Source organism: Oryzibacter oryziterrae (assembly GCF_021864535.1).
GTDB classification, from domain to species: Bacteria; Pseudomonadota; Alphaproteobacteria; order Rhizobiales; family Pleomorphomonadaceae; genus Pleomorphomonas; species Pleomorphomonas oryziterrae.
On sequence record NZ_JAKJIC010000008.1, the window covers coordinates 165,330 to 182,041 of the forward strand.

Consider the following 16,712-nt stretch of genomic DNA (forward strand, 5'->3'; position numbering starts at 1 on the left):
CGTTCCTTTTTGGCAGGATGAAAGCCCATGAAAGTCCGTGTCACCGTCACGCTGAAGGCAGGCGTGCTCGATCCTCAGGGTAAGGCGATCGAAGGCGCCCTCAAGGGCCTCGGTTTCGCTGGCGTCGAGGGCGCCCGCCAGGGCAAGATCATCGACCTGATCCTCGCGGAGACCAGCGCCGATGCCGCCCGTGCCACCGTGACGGACATGTGCGAGAAGCTGCTCGCCAACACCGTCATCGAGAACTACCATATCGACATCCTGGGTTGACCCATGGCGGCGCCTGAAGACGACACCGCCCGGATCATCCGCTTCATGGTGATCAAGGCGGCCGTCTTCCTCGGCATACCCCTCGTCTGTGCGGCCGTCGCCGTCTATCTGACCCTTTATTGAACTGACCTGCAGCGGAGACCTCTCATGCGTTCAGCCGTCGTGCTCTTTCCCGGTTCCAACCGCGACCACGATATGGTGAAGGCACTGGCCTCCGTCACGGGCCACACGCCCACCGTCGTCTGGCATCAGGACAGCACCCTGCCCGACGTCGACCTGATCGTCCTGCCCGGCGGCTTCTCCTACGGCGACTATCTGCGCTGCGGCGCCATCGCCGCGCGCTCGCCGGCCATGCTCGACGTGGCCAAGAAGGCTGCCGCAGGCGTCCGCGTCCTTGGCGTCTGCAACGGCTTCCAGATCCTCACCGAGGCCGGCCTTCTGCCCGGCGCGCTGATGCGCAACGCCCACCTGCGCTTCGTCTGCAAGGAAGTGAAGCTGGAAGTTGCCAACGCCGACACCGACTTCACCCGTGCCTATTCCAAGGGTCAGGTGGTCCGCTGCCCGGTCGCCCATCACGACGGCAACTATTTCGCCGACGCCGAGACGCTCGCCCGCCTCGAAGGTGACGGCCGCGTCGCCTTCCGCTATGCTGAAGGAACGAACCCCAACGGCTCGGTCAACGACATCGCCGGCATCCTCAACGACGCCGGCAATGTGCTCGGCATGATGCCGCACCCGGAGAACCTCATCGAGGCCCTGCACGGCGGTCTCGATGGTCGCGGCCTCTTCGAAAGCGTCGCCAAGACCCTGGCCGCCTGAGTCGAACTTTCAGAGTTTGCCGGATTTCTTGCCTTCCGGCATCTTTGCCAACTGGCAAAAGCACACAGTACTCTTAAGCATATTTAACCATTAATTGCACAAATATTCCAAAAATGTAGAACAACACCTGCGCGTCAGGTGAATTGTCATTGAAACCGGATCTGGTATGCGGCACCTTGTCGATGCTGCATATTGGATAACGACCATGAGCCTCTCACGTCTGGTCTTCTTTAGCCGCACCAACATCAAGATCGGCGAGTCTGCCGGTATGATCCGCGGCATGCTGCAGGCCTGCAGCGAGTACAGCCCCGTCTCCGGGCTCACCGGAGGTCTGGTCTTCAACGAGAAATTCTTCATGCAGGTCATCGAAGGATCGCGTGACCAAGTCTCCAAGCAACTGAAAATTCTCTACGAAGACAACAGGCATGAAGAACTGACGGTGCTGTCGGTCTCAGAAATCTACCGGCGCGAGTTCGAGGGCTGGGCGGTCGGCTATGCCGGGCGGACCATCGACGCCGAGCGTCTCTACATGCGCTATTGCCCGACGGTCGATATCAATCCCACCATCATGTCCGCCGAAGCGCTGTTCAATTTCATCCGCGACTTCTGCGCCCTCGAAACGCTCTACGTGCAGCGCGCCGGCATCGGCGAGACCCGCGCGAGCGCTCCGCAGCCGCAGGCGGTGATGCCGCAGCGTCCTCCGCAGCCGCAGCGCCCGACGGACGCACCGCAGACCATCAAGGTGATCAACACCAAGATCCCCGGCACAGCCTGACGCAAGCCCGACTGCCGGCGCCACTTTCTGCCCGCTTCGCCCCTGATATCCGGGAATTATGCGCTTCGCTTCCTTGCGATTCTCCCGCAACCAAGCTATCCCCTGCACCAACTGCGGACCGGTTTGTCGGCTGCTGGGCGGCATGCTCTCGCCGACAGCTCGTGGCTGGTCCGACCTGATGCGCCAGCCCGCCCAAGTCCAGGGCAGGCTGGCTCGCCCAACAAGGGGATAGCCGTGCTTCGCAATGACATCGCCATCACGCCCGAACTGATCGCCAGCCACGGGCTGAAGCCCGACGAATACGAGCGGATCCTCGATCTGATCGGGCGCGAGCCGACCTTCACCGAGCTCGGCATCTTCTCGGCCATGTGGAACGAGCATTGCTCCTACAAGTCCTCCAAGAAGTGGCTGAAGACGCTGCCCACCAAGGGCCCCAAGGTGGTGATCGGCCCCGGTGAAAACGCCGGCGTCATCGACATCGAGGACGGCGACGTCGCCGTCTTCAAGATGGAGAGCCACAATCACCCCTCCTATATCGAGCCTTACCAGGGTGCCACCACCGGCGTCGGCGGCATCCTGCGCGACGTCTTCACCATGGGTGCCAAGCCCATCGCCGCCATGAACTCGCTGTCCTTCGGCGAGCCCAGCCATCCCAAGACCCGCCATCTGGTGGCTGGCGTCGTCGCCGGCGTCGGCGGCTACGGCAACTCCTTCGGCGTGCCCACGGTCGGCGGCGAAGTGCGCTTCCACGCCCGCTACAATGGCAACTGCCTCGTCAACGCCTTTGCCCTCGGTCTGGCCAAGGCTGACGGCATATTCCTCTCGGAAGCCAAGGGCGTCGGCCTGCCCGTCGTCTATCTCGGCGCCAAGACCGGCCGCGACGGCGTCGGCGGCGCCACCATGGCCTCGGCCGAGTTCGACGACCAGATCGAGGAAAAGCGTCCCACCGTTCAGGTCGGCGACCCCTTCACCGAGAAGCGCCTGCTCGAAGCCTGCCTTGAGCTGATGAAGACCGGCGCCGTCATCGCCATCCAGGACATGGGCGCCGCCGGCCTCACCTGCTCGGCCGTCGAAATGGGCGCCAAGGGCAATCTCGGCCTGCGCCTCGACCTCGACAAGGTGCCGGTGCGCGAAGAGAACATGACCGCCTACGAGATGATGCTGTCGGAGAGCCAGGAGCGCATGCTCATGGTGCTCGAGCCCTCCAAGGAGAAGCTCGCCGAATCCATCTTCGTGAAGTGGGAACTCGATTTCGCCATCTGCGGCGAGACCACCGACGACCTGCGCTTCCGCGTCATCCATCACGGCGAGGAAGTTGCCAACCTGCCGATCAAGGAACTCGGCGACCAGGCGCCCGAATATGACCGCCCCTGGGTCGAGCCCTTCAAGGCCGAGCCGATCTCCTTCACCTCCATCCCCGCCGTCAGCAACGTTGCCGACGCGCTGGTCAAGATCATCGGCACGCCCGACATGTGCTCACGCGCCTGGGTCTACGAGCAGTATGACTGCCTCGTGCAGGGCAACTCGGCCACCGTCCCCGGCGGCGATGCCGGCGTCGTTCGCGTCGAGGGCACCAACAAGGCGCTCGCCATGAGCTCCGACGTGACGCCGCGTTACTGCGAGGCCGACCCCTATGAAGGTGGCAAGCAGGCCGTCGCCGAGAGCTGGCGCAACATCACCGCCGTCGGCGCCACGCCCATCGCGGTCACCGACAACCTGAACTTCGCCAACCCCGAAAAGCCCGAGGCCATGGGCCAGTTCGTCCGCGCCCTGCAGGGCCTCGGCGAAGCCTGCCGCAGCCTCGAGTTCCCGATCGTCTCGGGCAACGTCTCGCTCTACAACGAGACCAACGGCCGCGGCATCCTGCCGACCCCCACCATCGTCGGCGTGGGCCTGTTGAAGGATGTGACCAAGATGGTCACCATCGCCTTCAAGAATGACGGCGACGAGCTCTTCCTCGTCGGCGGCCACGGCACCCACCTCGGCCAGTCCATCTACTTGCGCGAACTCTTCGGCCGCGAGGAAGGCACGCCGCCGCCGGTGGATCTGGCCAAGGAGCGCAAGCATGGCGACTTCGTCCGCGCCGCCATCGACAAGCGCCTGCTGACCTCCTGCCACGATCTGTCGGACGGCGGCCTCGCCGTCAGCCTCGCCGAAATGGCCATGGCCGGCAAGAAGGGCGCCAGCGTGCCGCTCGGCCAGTCGGCCCACATGGCCGCCTTTGCCGAGGACCAGGCGCGTTATGTCATCGCCGTCTCGCCCGCCAATGCGGCGCGTGTGGTCGCCGATGCCGCTGCCGCCGGCGTCCCGCTGGTGCGCCTTGGCACCGTTGGCGGCACGGCGCTGGACTTCGGTACCGCCGGCAAGGTCGAAATCGAGACGGTTCGCAAGGCCTTCGACTCCTGGCTGCCCGAGTATATGGGCGGTGAGATGGCTTGACCGCCGGATCGCCCGGCGCGAGGATTGCATGGAGTAAACCCGTTCGCGTTGCCCGGCCCGGTGTGGGACCGGGCAGAACGGGGTGAGAGGGGATGCGGCTATGGCGATGCAGGCACACGAGATCGAGGCGATGATCCGGGAAGCACTTCCCGACGCCAAGGTGGAGATCCGCGATCTCGCAGGCGACGGGGACCATTATTCGGCTATCGTCGTGTCGGAGTCCTTCCGCGGTTTGAGCCGCGTCAAGCAGCACCAGCTCGTCTATGATGCCCTCAAGGGCCGCATGGGCGGCGTCCTGCACGCCCTCGCCCTGCAGACCAGCGCTCCCTGAGCCGAGCCATCGGCTGGCCAAAGGTCGCTGGCCAGCGCCGATCTGTTATCCGGAAATCGTGATTCCACTTTGCAGGACTTGCCTGTAAACTGATCACTGGCGTGCTGTTCGGCAACAGATGCGGGTCTTCACAGGCCCCGCCTCAGCCGGCGGCAGACACCATATCCCCGGGCCTTGCCCCCGGTACTGATGAGGAACCCATGTCCGATATACACGCCTTCATCGACAATAAAGTGAAGACCAACGACGTCGTGCTGTTCATGAAGGGCACGCCCGATTTCCCCATGTGCGGCTTCTCCGGCCAGGTCGTCCAGATTCTCAACTACCTCGGCGTTCCCTTCAAGGGCTTCAACGTGCTTGAGAACAACGAGCTGCGCGACGGCATCAAGAGCTACACCAACTGGCCGACCATTCCCCAGCTCTACCTGAAGGGCGAGTTCGTCGGCGGCTGCGACATCGTCCGCGAGATGTTCCAGGCGGGCGAACTCCAAACCGCCTTCACCGACGCCGGCATCCCGGTCAAAGCCCCTGCGGCCTGATCAGGGCATTTGCCCGCAGGTTCCAAACGATGATGAGAGCGCGACATGACTTTCGCGCTCTTTTTCTTTCCGGCCTTGCCCTGTCCTCCACTATCGCGCGACCGCCTGCGCCTCGAACTTCATCCCGCCCGTATTTCCGTCCGCCCACATCAGCTGGCCGCCGCAGCATTGCGCGGCATGCAGCAGGCGCACGGCCTTGCCGACGTCGACCTTGCTGACGCCGACCAGCCCAGCCCCGCCGTCGGACACGTCGCGCACACCCACATTGCGCATGCGCTGCCGGTCGAACAGCAGCCCGATCGACATCACCTCTTCGCGGGGCGTACTGCGGCGGTCGCTCTGGCTCTCATTCTCGACGATGGCCGACGACAGATCCCCGAGGTTGGCGATGACCTCCTTGCTGGCCTCGTAGAGCCGCGACAGCTCCTCGAGTGCCTTGTCGTGGCGACCCATCTCGTGATGTTCGAGCGCGGCCTTGGCCGCCGCGTGCACGCGCTGATGCGGGGTCTCCAGCGACACATAGGCCGACAAGGCCTTGAGGCGCCTGTCATCCAGACTGTCGTACCACTTGCCCAGCCGGCAGGAGTGATGGTCCGGCACCGCCGATGCCTTCCAGTCGCCCTTGTTCATCACCGCGTCGACTGCCCGCTTGCGGAACAGCACATGGTCGATCTTGGCCATTTCGCAGAGGGATTGGGCCGACGACGAGCGGAACCAGGTCCGCGCCAGCCCGGCCAGCCGATCATTTCCGGACTGCAGCTTGCTGTTCATCGACTGCAGCAGATCCTCGCCCTGGCGCGCCAGATCCGCCGCATCGGACGCATCCTTGGCAATGATGGAACTCGCCTGCGACTGCTGTTCAATGACGGCGGTAATCTCCGAAATGCTCTGTGTAACGCCCGATGACGACGCCAGGATCTCCGACGCGATCCCGGTCGCCTTGGCCACGGCGGTCTGGCCATCCTCGACGGCTTTCTGCGACAAGCTCATCGCTTGGCCGATCCGGCTGATCACATCGCGAAGCGCCTCGATCTGGTGACCGATGCTGAGTGTCGCCCCACCGGTCTGCTGTGCAAGCTGCTTGACCTCGGCGGCCACCACCGCAAAGCCCCTGCCGCTCTCCCCTGCCCGCGCCGCCTCGATGGTGGCGTTCAGCGCCAGCAGATTGGTCTGCTTGGCGATGGTGTCGATCACTGCCAGCACGTTGGTGATCTGATCGAAAGCGGCTGCGAGCTCGCTCACCTCGGACTGTGCCCGGTTGGAGGAATCGTTGATGGCGTCCATGGATGCCGCCACACCGCCGACGGTGTGCTGCATGGCATCAACCGCATGCTGCGCCATCTCGGTCTGTTGCCGGGTGCGCACGCAGGACTGGGCGATCTCCTCGATCGAGCACATCAACTCCGTCACAGCCGCAGCGATCTGCGCCGAGCCGTCCGTCGCCTTGCCCATGGAACGCTCCAGATAGGCGATCTCGATCGCGATATCATTGAGATCCCGCACCATGTCACCGAGATGGGCGAGGTTGCTCACATCCACGTCGAGCGCCTTGCGCTCGATCTGATGGGCGTAGCTGCGCGCCGAAATGATCCTGTGCACTTCACTGAGCGCCCGCGCATAACGCTGCCCCAGAAGCCGCACTTCCCGGCGCGCCCTCCCCGGCAGCTGCGACCAGGACAACAACTTCGAAAGCGTCTGCACATGCAGAAAATCGAGCCCGTCCAACAGGATATGCGCTTCGACATCTCCTGCGATCGCCCGTGCCACCTCGATCTCAGGAAACTCCGCGCCAAGAATCTGCGTTGCCAGGTCGCCGACCGTCACGTCTTCAGGGCATTCCGGGTAGGCTAGATGAAAGGCTGCCTCGTCAAAGTCGAGCGCAGCAGCCAACTGTGCCGCCTCGCTCTTGCCGGCAAGTTCCACCAGCCCGGACAGAATATCCGCAGGACGCCTGTCTCCCAGGGAAGCACTCATGGCACCATCCGATCAAGCTCAATTGAATACTCCTGAACCAAGAGCTAGCTTCAATTGGCTAATCAGATGTTAAATCACCCCTTAATTGCATCACTCATATTGCATGCATAAGATTACATCGCAATAAATGACAGGGATACCAAAGTAACAATCAGGACACACGCATCATTTATATTTCAAAATCACAAGAATATTTTCACAATAATCCACAGTGTATACAATAAGGCACCGTACGTTCACAAGAACATATGTGACGACAGCCGAGTCGCAAACAGACCTCAATGTGAATTAGATTTCAATAATATATCAAAAGACACCGCCATACCTGTTTGTCGCTCAATGCGATCAGTCCGAAAGTCGGCGCCCTACTTCACCTTGACTTGCAACCCAAGCGCAAACTCGCCCAGACTTGCATTCCAGCCCTGCTTGAGCCCGCTGCCGGCGATCGTCTGCGCCCCATTGGCAAAGCGGATGGCATAGACCGGCCGTCCGGCAAGCGATGGCGACGCGTCCGGAGCCGCAGCCGACAGGAAATAGCTTCCCTTGGGCAGCGTCACCGGCACCGGCCAGGTCCAGCTCTCCGTCCTGGTGGCCGATGCCCCCAAAGTCGCAAGATCCCGGCCCGCCAACGTCTTCACCAGTGTCCCGTCCGCCGATCGGATCCGCAGAACCAGCCTGCGAGGATTGACCGGCGCCGCCCAGCCCACATTCCTGAGCGTCACCGACACTGCCGCGTCACTGCCGCGAAGGACGCTTTCCGATGCCGTCGCCTTGGTCAGCTGCAGCCGATAGCCCAGCGATCGGCTCACATCATCGAGACACCCGCCGGCGCGCCAGCCATCAATGAAGGGGCCATACCAATCGCGTCCCAGGAAGCTCATGTGAAACCTGGCGCCCTCCGCCAGAATGTCCGCGCATCCCGTCCGCTCGCCGACCGTCGTCTTGTCGTAGTAGCAAGTCTCGCCACCGAAGGGCGCCTGCTTGGTCATCGCGGCCAGATAGCCCTTCTCGGCGCTCCTCCTGGCCGCGTCGTCGGAGAATGTGCCCACGTCGGTGGTATCGGCCAGAAAACAGTCGTTGAACATACCGATGCGCGGCGAGGCCGCTGCCTGCGGATACCAGAGCTTCAGATCATCGGGCGTCCGCCACATCAGCTTGCGATCGGCCGGCAGCGCCGCCAGCAGTGCGTCGCCGATCTTCTTCTTGTTGGCGGGCGCCGACAGCCCGCTCGACGATGAATGCCCCTCGCCCCACGGTCCGATGAAGCCCATCTCCCAGACGAACACCACGTCCTTGTTGGCCGCCACCACAGGCTTCACCTGCGCGATATGGCGCAGCACTTGCGCCACGCTTGCATCAAGGCCAACAGAGCCGCTGAAGCCGTCGTTATAGGCAAAGCGCAGAATGAGCTTCAGCCCCTTGGCGCGCACCAACGCGAACTGCGTCGCGAGCGCATCGAGCACCGATTTCGGCAGATCGCGACCGCGATAGGCATCAAGCCGCACCGGCGCATAGATCACCGTCCCGGCACCTGCCGCATAGTCGAGATCCGACGCCGTCGCCTTCAGGAAATCGCCATTGGCCTCGCGCCAGAAGCCCCGCTCCGGATTGCGAAAATCGCTGCCCGAGGCAACGAACCCCACGCTTGTCGCCTGCGCGCCGGCGCAAAGACACACAACGACTGCCGCAATCAGCAAGCGCAACATGGCAGGCTCCCTCTGCCCCCGAACTTCCGCCAGGGACCTTTGCATCCACCTTAACGCAATCCGGTCATTTGCACCGATGACCGATAATTGAAGACGCGCTGCGCAATCACCCTTGATTGGCCGTCGACCCGCATGCTCTCCTCGCCGCCCAACCGCTTCCATGAGGATAAGCATGACCGTCTCCGCCGCCCGCATCGACGCTGTGATCGACCGCTATCTCGGCCCCAAAATCGTCGGCACCAACATCCTCGTCGCCGAACGAGGTGAGATTGTCTACGCCCGCGCCGCCGGCTTTCTCGATCGCGAGGCCGGCCGTCCGATGGCGCCGCGCACGTTGTTCCGCCTCGCCTCCGTCACCAAGCCCATGGTCTCCGTCGCCGCCCTCTCGCTTGTCGAAAGCGGCATCATCGCCCTCGATGATCCGGTCACGCGGTTCCTGCCGAACTTCCGCCCACGCCTGAAAGATGGCCGCGAGCCCGTCATCACCATCCATCACCTGATGACCCACACCTCCGGCCTCACCTATGACCTCGGTCACGGCCGCGTCGACAAGCCGGCCTCGGGCGGCCTCGACGACGCCACGCTCACCATGGCGGAAAATCTCGAGCGCGTCGCCGCGCTGCCGCTCGCCTTCGCGCCCGGCGCATCCTGGTGCTACAGCGTTGGCATCGATGTGCTCGGGGGGCTCCTGGAAGCAGCCACCGGAGAGAGCCTGCCCGATATCGTGCGGAGCCGCGTCACCGCCCCGCTCGGCATGGCAGACACCGATTTCTGGCCCCTCGCGCCAGACCGCCTGGCGATTCCCTATGCCGATGGCAGCACGCCGCCGCATGTCATGGGTGAAATGGAGCGCGTCCCCTGGAACGACGGCTTTGCCGTCTTCTCCCCTGCGCGCAGCTTCCGCCGCGACGTCTTCCCCTCAGGAGGCGCCGGCATGGTCGGCACCGCCGAGGATTTCATCGTCTTCCTCGAAGCCCTGCGCAAGGGCGGTGCGCCGCTGCTCAGCGCCGCCAGCCTGCCCCTGCTGTCCGACGTTCACACCAAGGGCATCGAGACCGAGCGCCCAGGCATGGGCTACTCGCATGGCTGGTCCATCATCCACGATCCCAAGGCCGGAATGGCGCCCTTCAATCCGGGCACCTGGAGCTGGGGCGGCATCTACGGCCATCAGTGGCTGGTCGATCCCACCGCCGAAATCTCGGCCGTGATCTTCTCCAACACGGCGATGGAAGGCTGCACCGGCCAGTATCCGCTGGACGTACGCGACGCGATCTTCGCCCGCTGAAGCCCCAAAACAAAAAGGCCGCCCAAACGGGCGGCCTTCTCGATTGTGTCCGGCAGAACCGATCAGCGCGAATAGAATTCGACGACCAGGTTCGGCTCCATCTTGACGGCGTAGGGGACGTCAGCCAGAGCCGGCACGCGGATCAGCTTGGCGACCTTCTTGGCCGGATCGACTTCGATATAGTCCGGAACGTCGCGCTCGGCGAGATCCTGGGCCTCGATCACGAGGGCCAGTTCCTTCGACTTCTGGCGCACTTCGACCACATCGCCAACCTTCACGCGGTAGGAACCGATGTTGACGCGGCGGCCGTTGACCTGCACGTGACCATGGTTCACGAACTGGCGGGCGGCGAAGATGGTCGGAACGAACTTGGCGCGGTAGACGATGGCGTCCAGACGCGACTCGAGCAGACCGATGAGGGCTTCAGACGTGTCGCCACGCAGACGGGAAGCTTCCTCGTAGATCTTGTAGAACTGCTTTTCGGCGAGATCGCCGTAATAGCCCTTCAGCTTCTGCTTGGCGCGGAGCTGCAGACCGTAGTCCGAGGTCTTGCCCTTGCGGCGCTGGCCATGCTGGCCGGGGCCGTATTCGCGCTTGTTGACCGGGCTCTTGGGACGACCCCACAGGTTTTCACCCATGCGGCGGTCGATCTTGTACTTTGCACTATGGCGCTTGGACATCGCGTATCCCGTTTGGCTATGGTTTTGTTCAGGACGCGCGCCCTCCTCTGCCTCCAGTCCGGAGTTTCCTCCGCGGAGACCGACAGGACGAGATGCCGCGCTGGCGTCTCGATCCACGGGACACGTGAACGATCACGCGGGCCCTCTCGATCGAAAGGTCCCGCGCGACTGCGGGCTCATTAGTCGACAACGGATGTCTTGTCAATCTTTGCGCTACAATTGGGACCATATCCGCCGCTGCTCCAGCAGGCGCCGCATGTTCTCTCGTCGCTCAGCCACCTTGCAGCACGTATTTCCCCCATCCCCAAAACGGGCAAAAGGCATTCCGCCCCAACTCATGCACATGTCCTGATGCGTCCGGTACAAACCGCGCAAATGGGCGAATAGTCGTCATACCGAGTTCATAATAAAGCGAACGGAGGTCATGTTAAGTCTATATCAAGGGCTTGCCCTATATTTCAAAAAGGAGACGGGCGATGCAATCGCGTCTCGCTCCAACGCCAAGTCCTTCGGGCCCAGACAACGAGCAATCGACGCTGATGCTGAGGTTAGCAGCCGAAAATGGCCAGTTCCGTGCGCCTCCGCCGCGCCTGGAACTTCCGTCGGCGATTTTCTACGCACTGCAACCCATCGTCGATGTGCACACCGGCGTTGCCTACGCCTACGAAGCTCTCGTCCGTGGAACCGACACCGCCGGCTACGCCAGCATTGATTCCTTCTTCGATCAGGCCGCCGACAACGGAACGCTGTTGCCAACGGAGTTGGCGCTGCACGAGATGGCACTGGCTGCCTTCCGCCGCCTGCCGCCCGGACCGGATCGCAAGCTGTTCCTCAACGTCGACAATCGCATTTTCAACTCCGAGCTCTTCGATCCCACGCTGATCGCCAACGCCGCCCTCAGCATGGGCGTGCCGCCCGCCTCGGTCACCATCGAACTGTCGGAGAAGCATTCGGCCAGCGCATCCGGCGATGCGGTGGATCTTGTGCGCCGTTTGCGCCGCACGGGCCTGAAGATCGCCATCGACGACTTCGGCCAGGGTTTCTCCGAGCTGCGCCTGCTCTATGACGCCACCCCCGAATATGTGAAGATCGATCGCTTCTTCATCGCCGGCATTGCCCAGTCGGCGCGCAAGCGGCTCTTCGTGACCACTGTCGTCAACCTCGCCCACGTCCTTGGTGCCCGTGTGGTCGCAGAGGGCGTCGAGACCGAGGAAGAGTTTCTCACCTGCCGTGAGATTGGCTGCGACCTGATCCAGGGCTGGTTCATCGCCCGCCCCTACCGCGATCTCACGTCGGTGCCCAATGTCTACATGGTCCCGCGGGAAATCGACGCCAACGGCCTGATGTCCTGCACGCACCAGTATTTCGGCCCCGAGGACTTCGAGGCCATTACCCCGCTGATGATCGACGCCCAACTGACGGCCTTGTTCCATCATTTCCGGGCAAATCCCGAGCGCAACGCCTTCCCGATCGTGGACGATCACTTCGAACCGGTCGGGATCGTCCGCGAACAGGACTTCCGCAGCTACGTCTACAGCCAGTTCGGCGCGGAACTGCTGACCAACCCGTCCTTCCCCAAGACCGTCACCGATTTCGTGGTCAAGGTCCCGGTGGTCGAGATCGGCAGCAGCATCGAAGCCGCCCTGGTCAAGCTGGAAGCGGTTGATACGCTGGACGGCGTGATCGTTGCCGAAAACAGCAAGTATCTGGGCTACGTGTCCGCATCGGCGCTGCTCTCCCTGATCAACGAGCATCGCGTCGTCGCCGCTCGCGACCAGAATCCGCTCAGCCAGTTGCCGGGCAACGCCTCCATCAACAGGCAGATCCTGACGATGGGCGAGCGGACCGGAGAGACCCGGCTGCTCTGCTATTTCGATTTCAACCACTTCAAGCCGTTCAACGACACCTACGGCTTCCGCCAGGGCGATCGGGCCATCGTCCTGTTTGCCGATCTGCTCAAGCAACGGACAGCGCCGCTCGGCGGCTTCCTCGGTCATATTGGCGGTGACGACTTCTTCGCGGCCTTCTCGGGTGTCGACATCTCCGATGTCGAACAGGCGCTCGACGAGATTCTCGACCGCTTCCACACCGACATCCAGGTCTTCTACGCCGCCGAGGATCGAGCCAACGGCTTCATTGAAGCCGAGGACCGCGAAGGGCGCAGGCAGATCTACCCCTTCATGACCTGCTCGGCCGCCTTGATGGTGCTGCCCGAAGGCCGCAGCCTCAAGACCATCGACGAGTTCTCCCGCGCCGCCGCTCTGGCCAAGCGGGCCGCCAAGCTGTCTCCCGGCAATCGCATCACGCAGATCATAGGGGAAGTTGTGCGTAATCCGTGAAGCCGAAGGCTTCGAGGAACCGCGCCGACGGCAGGCTACCTGTCGCCCGGAAACTGTGCTGACGCCGCTCTCCCGCCTGCGGAGCCCGCGCCATCTCAGCGGTCACCGACACCACGCGCCGCGCAATCGCCGGCGCCGGATCGATCCACTCCACCGGCCACGGGGCAATCGCCTGCAGGCGATCGAGCAGAAGTGGATAGTGGGTGCAGGCTAGCGCCACGCAGTCGGTTCTCCGTCCGTCCTTCTCGACGAAGCACGGCGCAATCTCGTCCAGCAGCTCCGCATCGCTGACGTCGCCGCCGTTGTAATGACGCTCGACGAGGCTGGCGAGTTTCCACGACCCCACCAGCGTGAACTCGCAGTCCTGGCCGTAATGCCGGATCAGGTCATAGGTATAGTCGCGCTTCACCGTGCCGGGCGTTGCCAGCACCGACACGAGGCGGGAATGGCTATGCTCGGCCGCGGGCTTCACCGCCGGCACGGTCCCCACCACCGGAAGGCTGAACCGGCTGCGCAGAGGCGGCAGCACCAGCGTCGAGGCGGTGTTGCAGGCAATCACCAGCGCCGCCGGGTTGAGATCGGGCAGCACCGCCTCCATCAGCAGCATCACGCGATCGATCAGGGCCTGCGGCTCCAGTCCGCCATAGGGGAAAATCGCGGAGTCGGCGAGGTAATCAAGCCCCACGTCTGGCATCGCCTTCATGATCTCGGCCGCAACCGAAAGACCGCCGACACCGCTATCGAACACGAAAATGCGCATCATCCCGCCATGGCGCCCCGCGGCGCCGTTCTGCTCCGTTTGTCCGCACCCTTACCGCACATTGCGGCGCCATTCCGGCGCGGACTCTGAAATATGCCTGCGATCCAGAGCCTAGCACTACAGTTGCTGATTTGTCAGGCCGTGGCGAAAGGGGTGATTTTCGAGCATCGGAGCGGAGCGTACATTTGAGTACGTGAGCACCGAAGCGCAGAAAATTGCCTCTTGCAGACCGGCATCACAAATATTGCAACTGTAGTGTTAGCCCCGAACCACCACCACATGGTTAACAAACCGTCGACAGCGCCTTCTCGTCGCCCGCCCGAGCGGCTTACTCCTCCACCTTGGGCGCGCGCTTTTCCAGCGTCGAGAAGATGCCCCGCAGCGTTCGCACCTCCTGCGCCGTCAGCTGCTGGCGCTGGAAGATGGCCCGCAGGTTGCGCACCATCGTCGGCCGCTTTTCCGGCGGATGGAAGAAATGCCGTTCGTCGAGCAGCCGTTCCAGATGCTCGAACATGTGGATCACGTCATCCTTGGTGGCCAGTGGCGACCGCTCCGACATGGCGAAGGGAATGGCCGCGTCGGGATCTTCGAACCCCGCCTTGCGCCACTCGTAGGCCACCACCAGCACCGCCTGGGCGATGTTGAGCGAGGCATACTCGGGCACCACCGGCAGCGTCAGGATCTCGTCGGCCAGCGCGATCTCGTCATTGTTGAGGCCCCAGCGCTCGCGCCCGAACAGCAGCCCCACGCGCGCGCCCTGCCCTTCCAGCTCGCGGATATGCCGCGACGCCTGCACCGGCCCGCGCACCGCCTTGGTCACGTCGCGATCGCGTGCCGTCGTCGCATAGACGAAGGAGAGATCGGCCACCGCATCCTCGAGCCGCTCGAACACCCGCGTTTTGGCGATGATATGCTGCGCCTTGGCCGCGTTGGCCTCCGCCTTCTCGTTCGGCCAGCCGTCCCTCGGGCTGACCAGCCTCAGGTCCGACAGGCCGAAGTTGGCCATGGCGCGCGCAGCGGCGCCGATATTCTCGCCCATCTGCGGCTCGCAGAGGATCACGGCGGGGGAAAGATCGATCTCACTCATGGCTCAGGCATCATCTGTCCGGTTTTGCCGGTTCACTGACACAGATGCGCGCCGGTGAAAAGCGGTTTCCCCTCCATAGCTGCAAAGGATGGCTCGGTGGCAGCCGCAATCTTCTCCGTCGCTGACCATGTCTCATTCTTGTCGTTGGTGCGCTAAAGCGCATCGATCACCAACCGATGGACATACTTCGGCAGCCGCAACCTTGCCCGCCGCACGAATGGTCATGGCGAAGTCGACGCTGAATAGCGGTCGCACCCACCACAAGACGTGTCGATATAGTCAACTCAATTGGAATCACTCCCCCACTTACTCACAACTCAAGATCAATCAGGCTCGATGATCTTGAATGGTCGAGTTCCAATCTCCGCGCCCGTCTCCGCATCCACCAGCTTCGCTCGGATAGGCTTTCCGGTTTCCGCGTCCACATAGCGAGCAAGGCGCCCTCCCCCACGATGTTTCTGCCCCCATGCCCCGATCATGACGAGGACCGGCAGAAAGTCCCGTCCTGCATCGGTCAGAAGATACTCGTCCCGTGGCGGTCGCTCCGAGTAGCGACGCCTTTCGAGCAGGCCATCTTCCACCAATGAAGCCAGGCGCTTGGTCAGTATGGTCGGAGCAATGCCGAGACTTTTCCGGATCTCGTCAAAACGCGTGATGCCCATGGCGGCGTCGCGCAGGACCAGGATGCTCCAGGCGTCACCGACACAGGAGACGCCTCTGGCGATTGGACAGGTGGATTCGGACATATTTTCATCTTCCATATCATTTTGATAGTGACTTAATATCGATATGATAGTATCTAGTTTTCCAGGATAGTTCTACACTCCCGAGGAAGGAAATCGGAATGAGCAGTTCAAACCGCGGCGTAGCCCTTGTCACGGGCGCATCCACCGGAATCGGGCGCGCTACCGCCGCCACTCTGGTAGAGGCCGGCTATCGGGTCTTCGGTACCAGCCGCCGGCTCATGTCGGACGGCCCGGCAGGTGTAACGATGCTGCCCTGTGACGTCGGCGACGAGGCGTCGGTGACAAGGCTGATCGACGACGTCGTTGCTGCGGCAGGTCGCATAGATCTGCTGGTCAACAACGCCGGCATTGGCCTGATGGGGGGAGCAGAAGAGTCCTCCGTCGCTCAGGCACAACAGCTTTTCAACATCAACTTCTTCGGGCTGCTGCGCGTCACCAACGCCGTGCTGCCGATCATGCGGCGCCAGAAGGTTGGCAGGATCGTCAACATGAGCTCGGTACTGGGCTTCATACCGGCTCCATTCACGGCGCTCTATGCGGCCAGCAAACACGCCGTCGAGGGCTATTCGGAATCGCTCGATCACGAGGTACGCACCCAGGGCATTCGCGTCGTCATGGTCGAACCGGCCTATACCCGCACGTCCTTCGAGGACAATCTGAGCAAAGCCGATCATCTGATCGAGACCTACGATTCAGGTCGCGCAAACGCGGCTGCGGTGATCCGCAAGGCCATGGAAACCGGCGACCTGCCGCAGATCGTCGCTCATGTGGTGCTGAAAGCGGCGACAGACAGCAAGCCCAGGCTCCGCTACCCGGCGGGAAAGATGGCACGCCAACTTTCCCTGCTGCGCCGCTTCGTTCCCGCCTCCGCTTTCGACAAGAGCTTGCGAAAGCAAAGCGGCCTCCCCGTTTGACCCGTGGGAGATCAGCAAGCCGCCGCAGCGACCCGCACAGTCGCTGTC

The 16,712-nt window shown here is 62.8% G+C and carries 16 protein-coding genes; 10 read left to right on the forward strand and 6 right to left on the reverse strand.

Features of this window, described 5'->3' with window-relative positions:
- The first annotated feature begins 27 nt into the window (after window positions 1-27).
- The 7 genes from purS to grxD all read left to right on the forward strand — a co-directional run bounded on the left by purS (window position 28) and on the right by grxD (window position 5,173).
- Window positions 28-270: a phosphoribosylformylglycinamidine synthase subunit PurS gene (purS, locus tag L2I41_RS10855; protein WP_237153570.1), complete on the forward strand. Its 243-nt coding sequence runs from the start codon at window positions 28-30 to the stop codon at window positions 268-270.
- Between the two features lie 3 nt (window positions 271-273).
- Window positions 274-393, forward strand: coding sequence for a phosphoribosylformylglycinamidine synthase-associated small membrane protein (locus tag L2I41_RS10860; RefSeq protein ID WP_237153571.1), 120 nt, complete (start codon window positions 274-276; stop codon window positions 391-393).
- A 24-nt stretch (window positions 394-417) separates the two neighbouring features.
- Window positions 418-1,089: a phosphoribosylformylglycinamidine synthase subunit PurQ gene (gene purQ / locus L2I41_RS10865; RefSeq protein WP_237153572.1), complete on the forward strand. Its 672-nt coding sequence runs from the start codon at window positions 418-420 to the stop codon at window positions 1,087-1,089.
- A gap of 205 nt (window positions 1,090-1,294) precedes the next feature.
- Window positions 1,295-1,864 (forward strand): BLUF domain-containing protein, encoded by a 570-nt coding sequence (locus L2I41_RS10870; protein WP_237153573.1) that lies wholly within the window; start codon window positions 1,295-1,297, stop codon window positions 1,862-1,864.
- 234 nt (window positions 1,865-2,098) lie between these two features.
- Window positions 2,099-4,303: a phosphoribosylformylglycinamidine synthase subunit PurL gene (purL, locus tag L2I41_RS10875; RefSeq protein WP_237153574.1), complete on the forward strand. Its 2,205-nt coding sequence runs from the start codon at window positions 2,099-2,101 to the stop codon at window positions 4,301-4,303.
- A gap of 100 nt (window positions 4,304-4,403) precedes the next feature.
- Window positions 4,404-4,634, forward strand: coding sequence for a BolA family protein (locus tag L2I41_RS10880; protein WP_237153575.1), 231 nt, complete (start codon window positions 4,404-4,406; stop codon window positions 4,632-4,634).
- 200 nt (window positions 4,635-4,834) lie between these two features.
- Window positions 4,835-5,173, forward strand: a complete 339-nt coding sequence (grxD, locus tag L2I41_RS10885; protein WP_237153576.1) for a Grx4 family monothiol glutaredoxin — start codon at window positions 4,835-4,837, stop codon at window positions 5,171-5,173.
- Between the two features lie 90 nt (window positions 5,174-5,263).
- On the opposite strand, the gene L2I41_RS10890 is transcribed toward grxD, so the two are convergent.
- Both L2I41_RS10890 and L2I41_RS10895 read right to left on the reverse strand, forming a co-directional pair.
- Window positions 5,264-7,147, reverse strand: a complete 1,884-nt coding sequence (locus L2I41_RS10890) for a methyl-accepting chemotaxis protein (protein ID WP_237153577.1) — start codon at window positions 7,145-7,147, stop codon at window positions 5,264-5,266.
- A gap of 365 nt (window positions 7,148-7,512) precedes the next feature.
- Window positions 7,513-8,853 (reverse strand): DUF4832 domain-containing protein, encoded by a 1,341-nt coding sequence (locus tag L2I41_RS10895; protein WP_237153578.1) that lies wholly within the window; start codon window positions 8,851-8,853, stop codon window positions 7,513-7,515.
- A gap of 172 nt (window positions 8,854-9,025) precedes the next feature.
- Between L2I41_RS10895 and L2I41_RS10900 the strand changes: the two genes are divergently transcribed.
- Window positions 9,026-10,138 (forward strand): serine hydrolase domain-containing protein, encoded by a 1,113-nt coding sequence (locus tag L2I41_RS10900; protein ID WP_237153579.1) that lies wholly within the window; start codon window positions 9,026-9,028, stop codon window positions 10,136-10,138.
- A gap of 62 nt (window positions 10,139-10,200) precedes the next feature.
- Here the strand turns inward: L2I41_RS10900 and rpsD are convergent, their stop codons facing one another.
- Window positions 10,201-10,818 carry a 30S ribosomal protein S4 gene (gene rpsD / locus L2I41_RS10905; RefSeq protein WP_237153580.1) on the reverse strand — a complete coding sequence of 206 codons (618 nt, stop codon included), beginning with the start codon at window positions 10,816-10,818 and terminating at the stop codon, window positions 10,201-10,203.
- 539 nt (window positions 10,819-11,357) lie between these two features.
- Here rpsD and L2I41_RS10910 point away from each other — a divergent pair.
- A complete protein-coding gene (locus L2I41_RS10910; protein ID WP_237153581.1) occupies window positions 11,358-13,157 on the forward strand; it encodes a bifunctional diguanylate cyclase/phosphodiesterase in 1,800 nt (599 codons plus the stop codon).
- On the opposite strand, the gene murI is transcribed toward L2I41_RS10910, so the two are convergent.
- The 3 genes from murI to L2I41_RS10925 form a co-directional block, all read right to left on the reverse strand.
- The gene (gene murI / locus L2I41_RS10915) at window positions 13,129-13,920 is read right to left on the reverse strand and encodes a glutamate racemase (protein ID WP_237153582.1); all 792 of its coding nucleotides are present in this window, start codon (window positions 13,918-13,920) and stop codon (window positions 13,129-13,131) included. The genes L2I41_RS10910 and murI overlap by 29 nt on opposite strands.
- A 325-nt stretch (window positions 13,921-14,245) precedes the next feature.
- Window positions 14,246-15,004 carry an RNA methyltransferase gene (locus L2I41_RS10920; RefSeq protein ID WP_237153583.1) on the reverse strand — a complete coding sequence of 253 codons (759 nt, stop codon included), beginning with the start codon at window positions 15,002-15,004 and terminating at the stop codon, window positions 14,246-14,248.
- A gap of 323 nt (window positions 15,005-15,327) precedes the next feature.
- Window positions 15,328-15,750, reverse strand: a complete 423-nt coding sequence (locus tag L2I41_RS10925) for a winged helix-turn-helix transcriptional regulator (protein ID WP_237153584.1) — start codon at window positions 15,748-15,750, stop codon at window positions 15,328-15,330.
- A gap of 98 nt (window positions 15,751-15,848) precedes the next feature.
- Here L2I41_RS10925 and L2I41_RS10930 point away from each other — a divergent pair, with 98 nt between their 5' ends.
- Entirely contained in the window at window positions 15,849-16,664 is an 816-nt protein-coding gene (locus tag L2I41_RS10930; RefSeq protein ID WP_237153585.1) for an oxidoreductase, read from the forward strand.
- Window positions 16,665-16,712: the final 48 nt, after the last annotated feature.

Excerpts from the sequence above, each read along its gene's own strand:
- L2I41_RS10930 (WP_237153585.1), top strand. The coding sequence starts at position 15,849 with ATGAGCAGTTCAAACCGCGGCGTAGCCCTTGTCACGGGCGCATCCACC.
- L2I41_RS10895 (WP_237153578.1), bottom strand. The coding sequence starts at position 8,853 with ATGTTGCGCTTGCTGATTGCGGCAGTCGTTGTGTGTCTTTGCGCCGGC.
- purS (WP_237153570.1), top strand. The coding sequence starts at position 28 with ATGAAAGTCCGTGTCACCGTCACGCTGAAGGCAGGCGTGCTCGATCCT.
- L2I41_RS10920 (WP_237153583.1), bottom strand. The coding sequence starts at position 15,004 with ATGAGTGAGATCGATCTTTCCCCCGCCGTGATCCTCTGCGAGCCGCAG.
- L2I41_RS10880 (WP_237153575.1), top strand. The coding sequence starts at position 4,404 with ATGGCGATGCAGGCACACGAGATCGAGGCGATGATCCGGGAAGCACTT.
- murI (WP_237153582.1), bottom strand. The coding sequence starts at position 13,920 with ATGATGCGCATTTTCGTGTTCGATAGCGGTGTCGGCGGTCTTTCGGTT.
- L2I41_RS10860 (WP_237153571.1), top strand. The coding sequence starts at position 274 with ATGGCGGCGCCTGAAGACGACACCGCCCGGATCATCCGCTTCATGGTG.
- L2I41_RS10910 (WP_237153581.1), top strand. The coding sequence starts at position 11,358 with ATGCTGAGGTTAGCAGCCGAAAATGGCCAGTTCCGTGCGCCTCCGCCG.
- purQ (WP_237153572.1), top strand. The coding sequence starts at position 418 with ATGCGTTCAGCCGTCGTGCTCTTTCCCGGTTCCAACCGCGACCACGAT.
- grxD (WP_237153576.1), top strand. The coding sequence starts at position 4,835 with ATGTCCGATATACACGCCTTCATCGACAATAAAGTGAAGACCAACGAC.
- L2I41_RS10870 (WP_237153573.1), top strand. The coding sequence starts at position 1,295 with ATGAGCCTCTCACGTCTGGTCTTCTTTAGCCGCACCAACATCAAGATC.
- L2I41_RS10925 (WP_237153584.1), bottom strand. The coding sequence starts at position 15,750 with ATGTCCGAATCCACCTGTCCAATCGCCAGAGGCGTCTCCTGTGTCGGT.
- L2I41_RS10900 (WP_237153579.1), top strand. The coding sequence starts at position 9,026 with ATGACCGTCTCCGCCGCCCGCATCGACGCTGTGATCGACCGCTATCTC.
- L2I41_RS10890 (WP_237153577.1), bottom strand. The coding sequence starts at position 7,147 with ATGAGTGCTTCCCTGGGAGACAGGCGTCCTGCGGATATTCTGTCCGGG.
- rpsD (WP_237153580.1), bottom strand. The coding sequence starts at position 10,818 with ATGTCCAAGCGCCATAGTGCAAAGTACAAGATCGACCGCCGCATGGGT.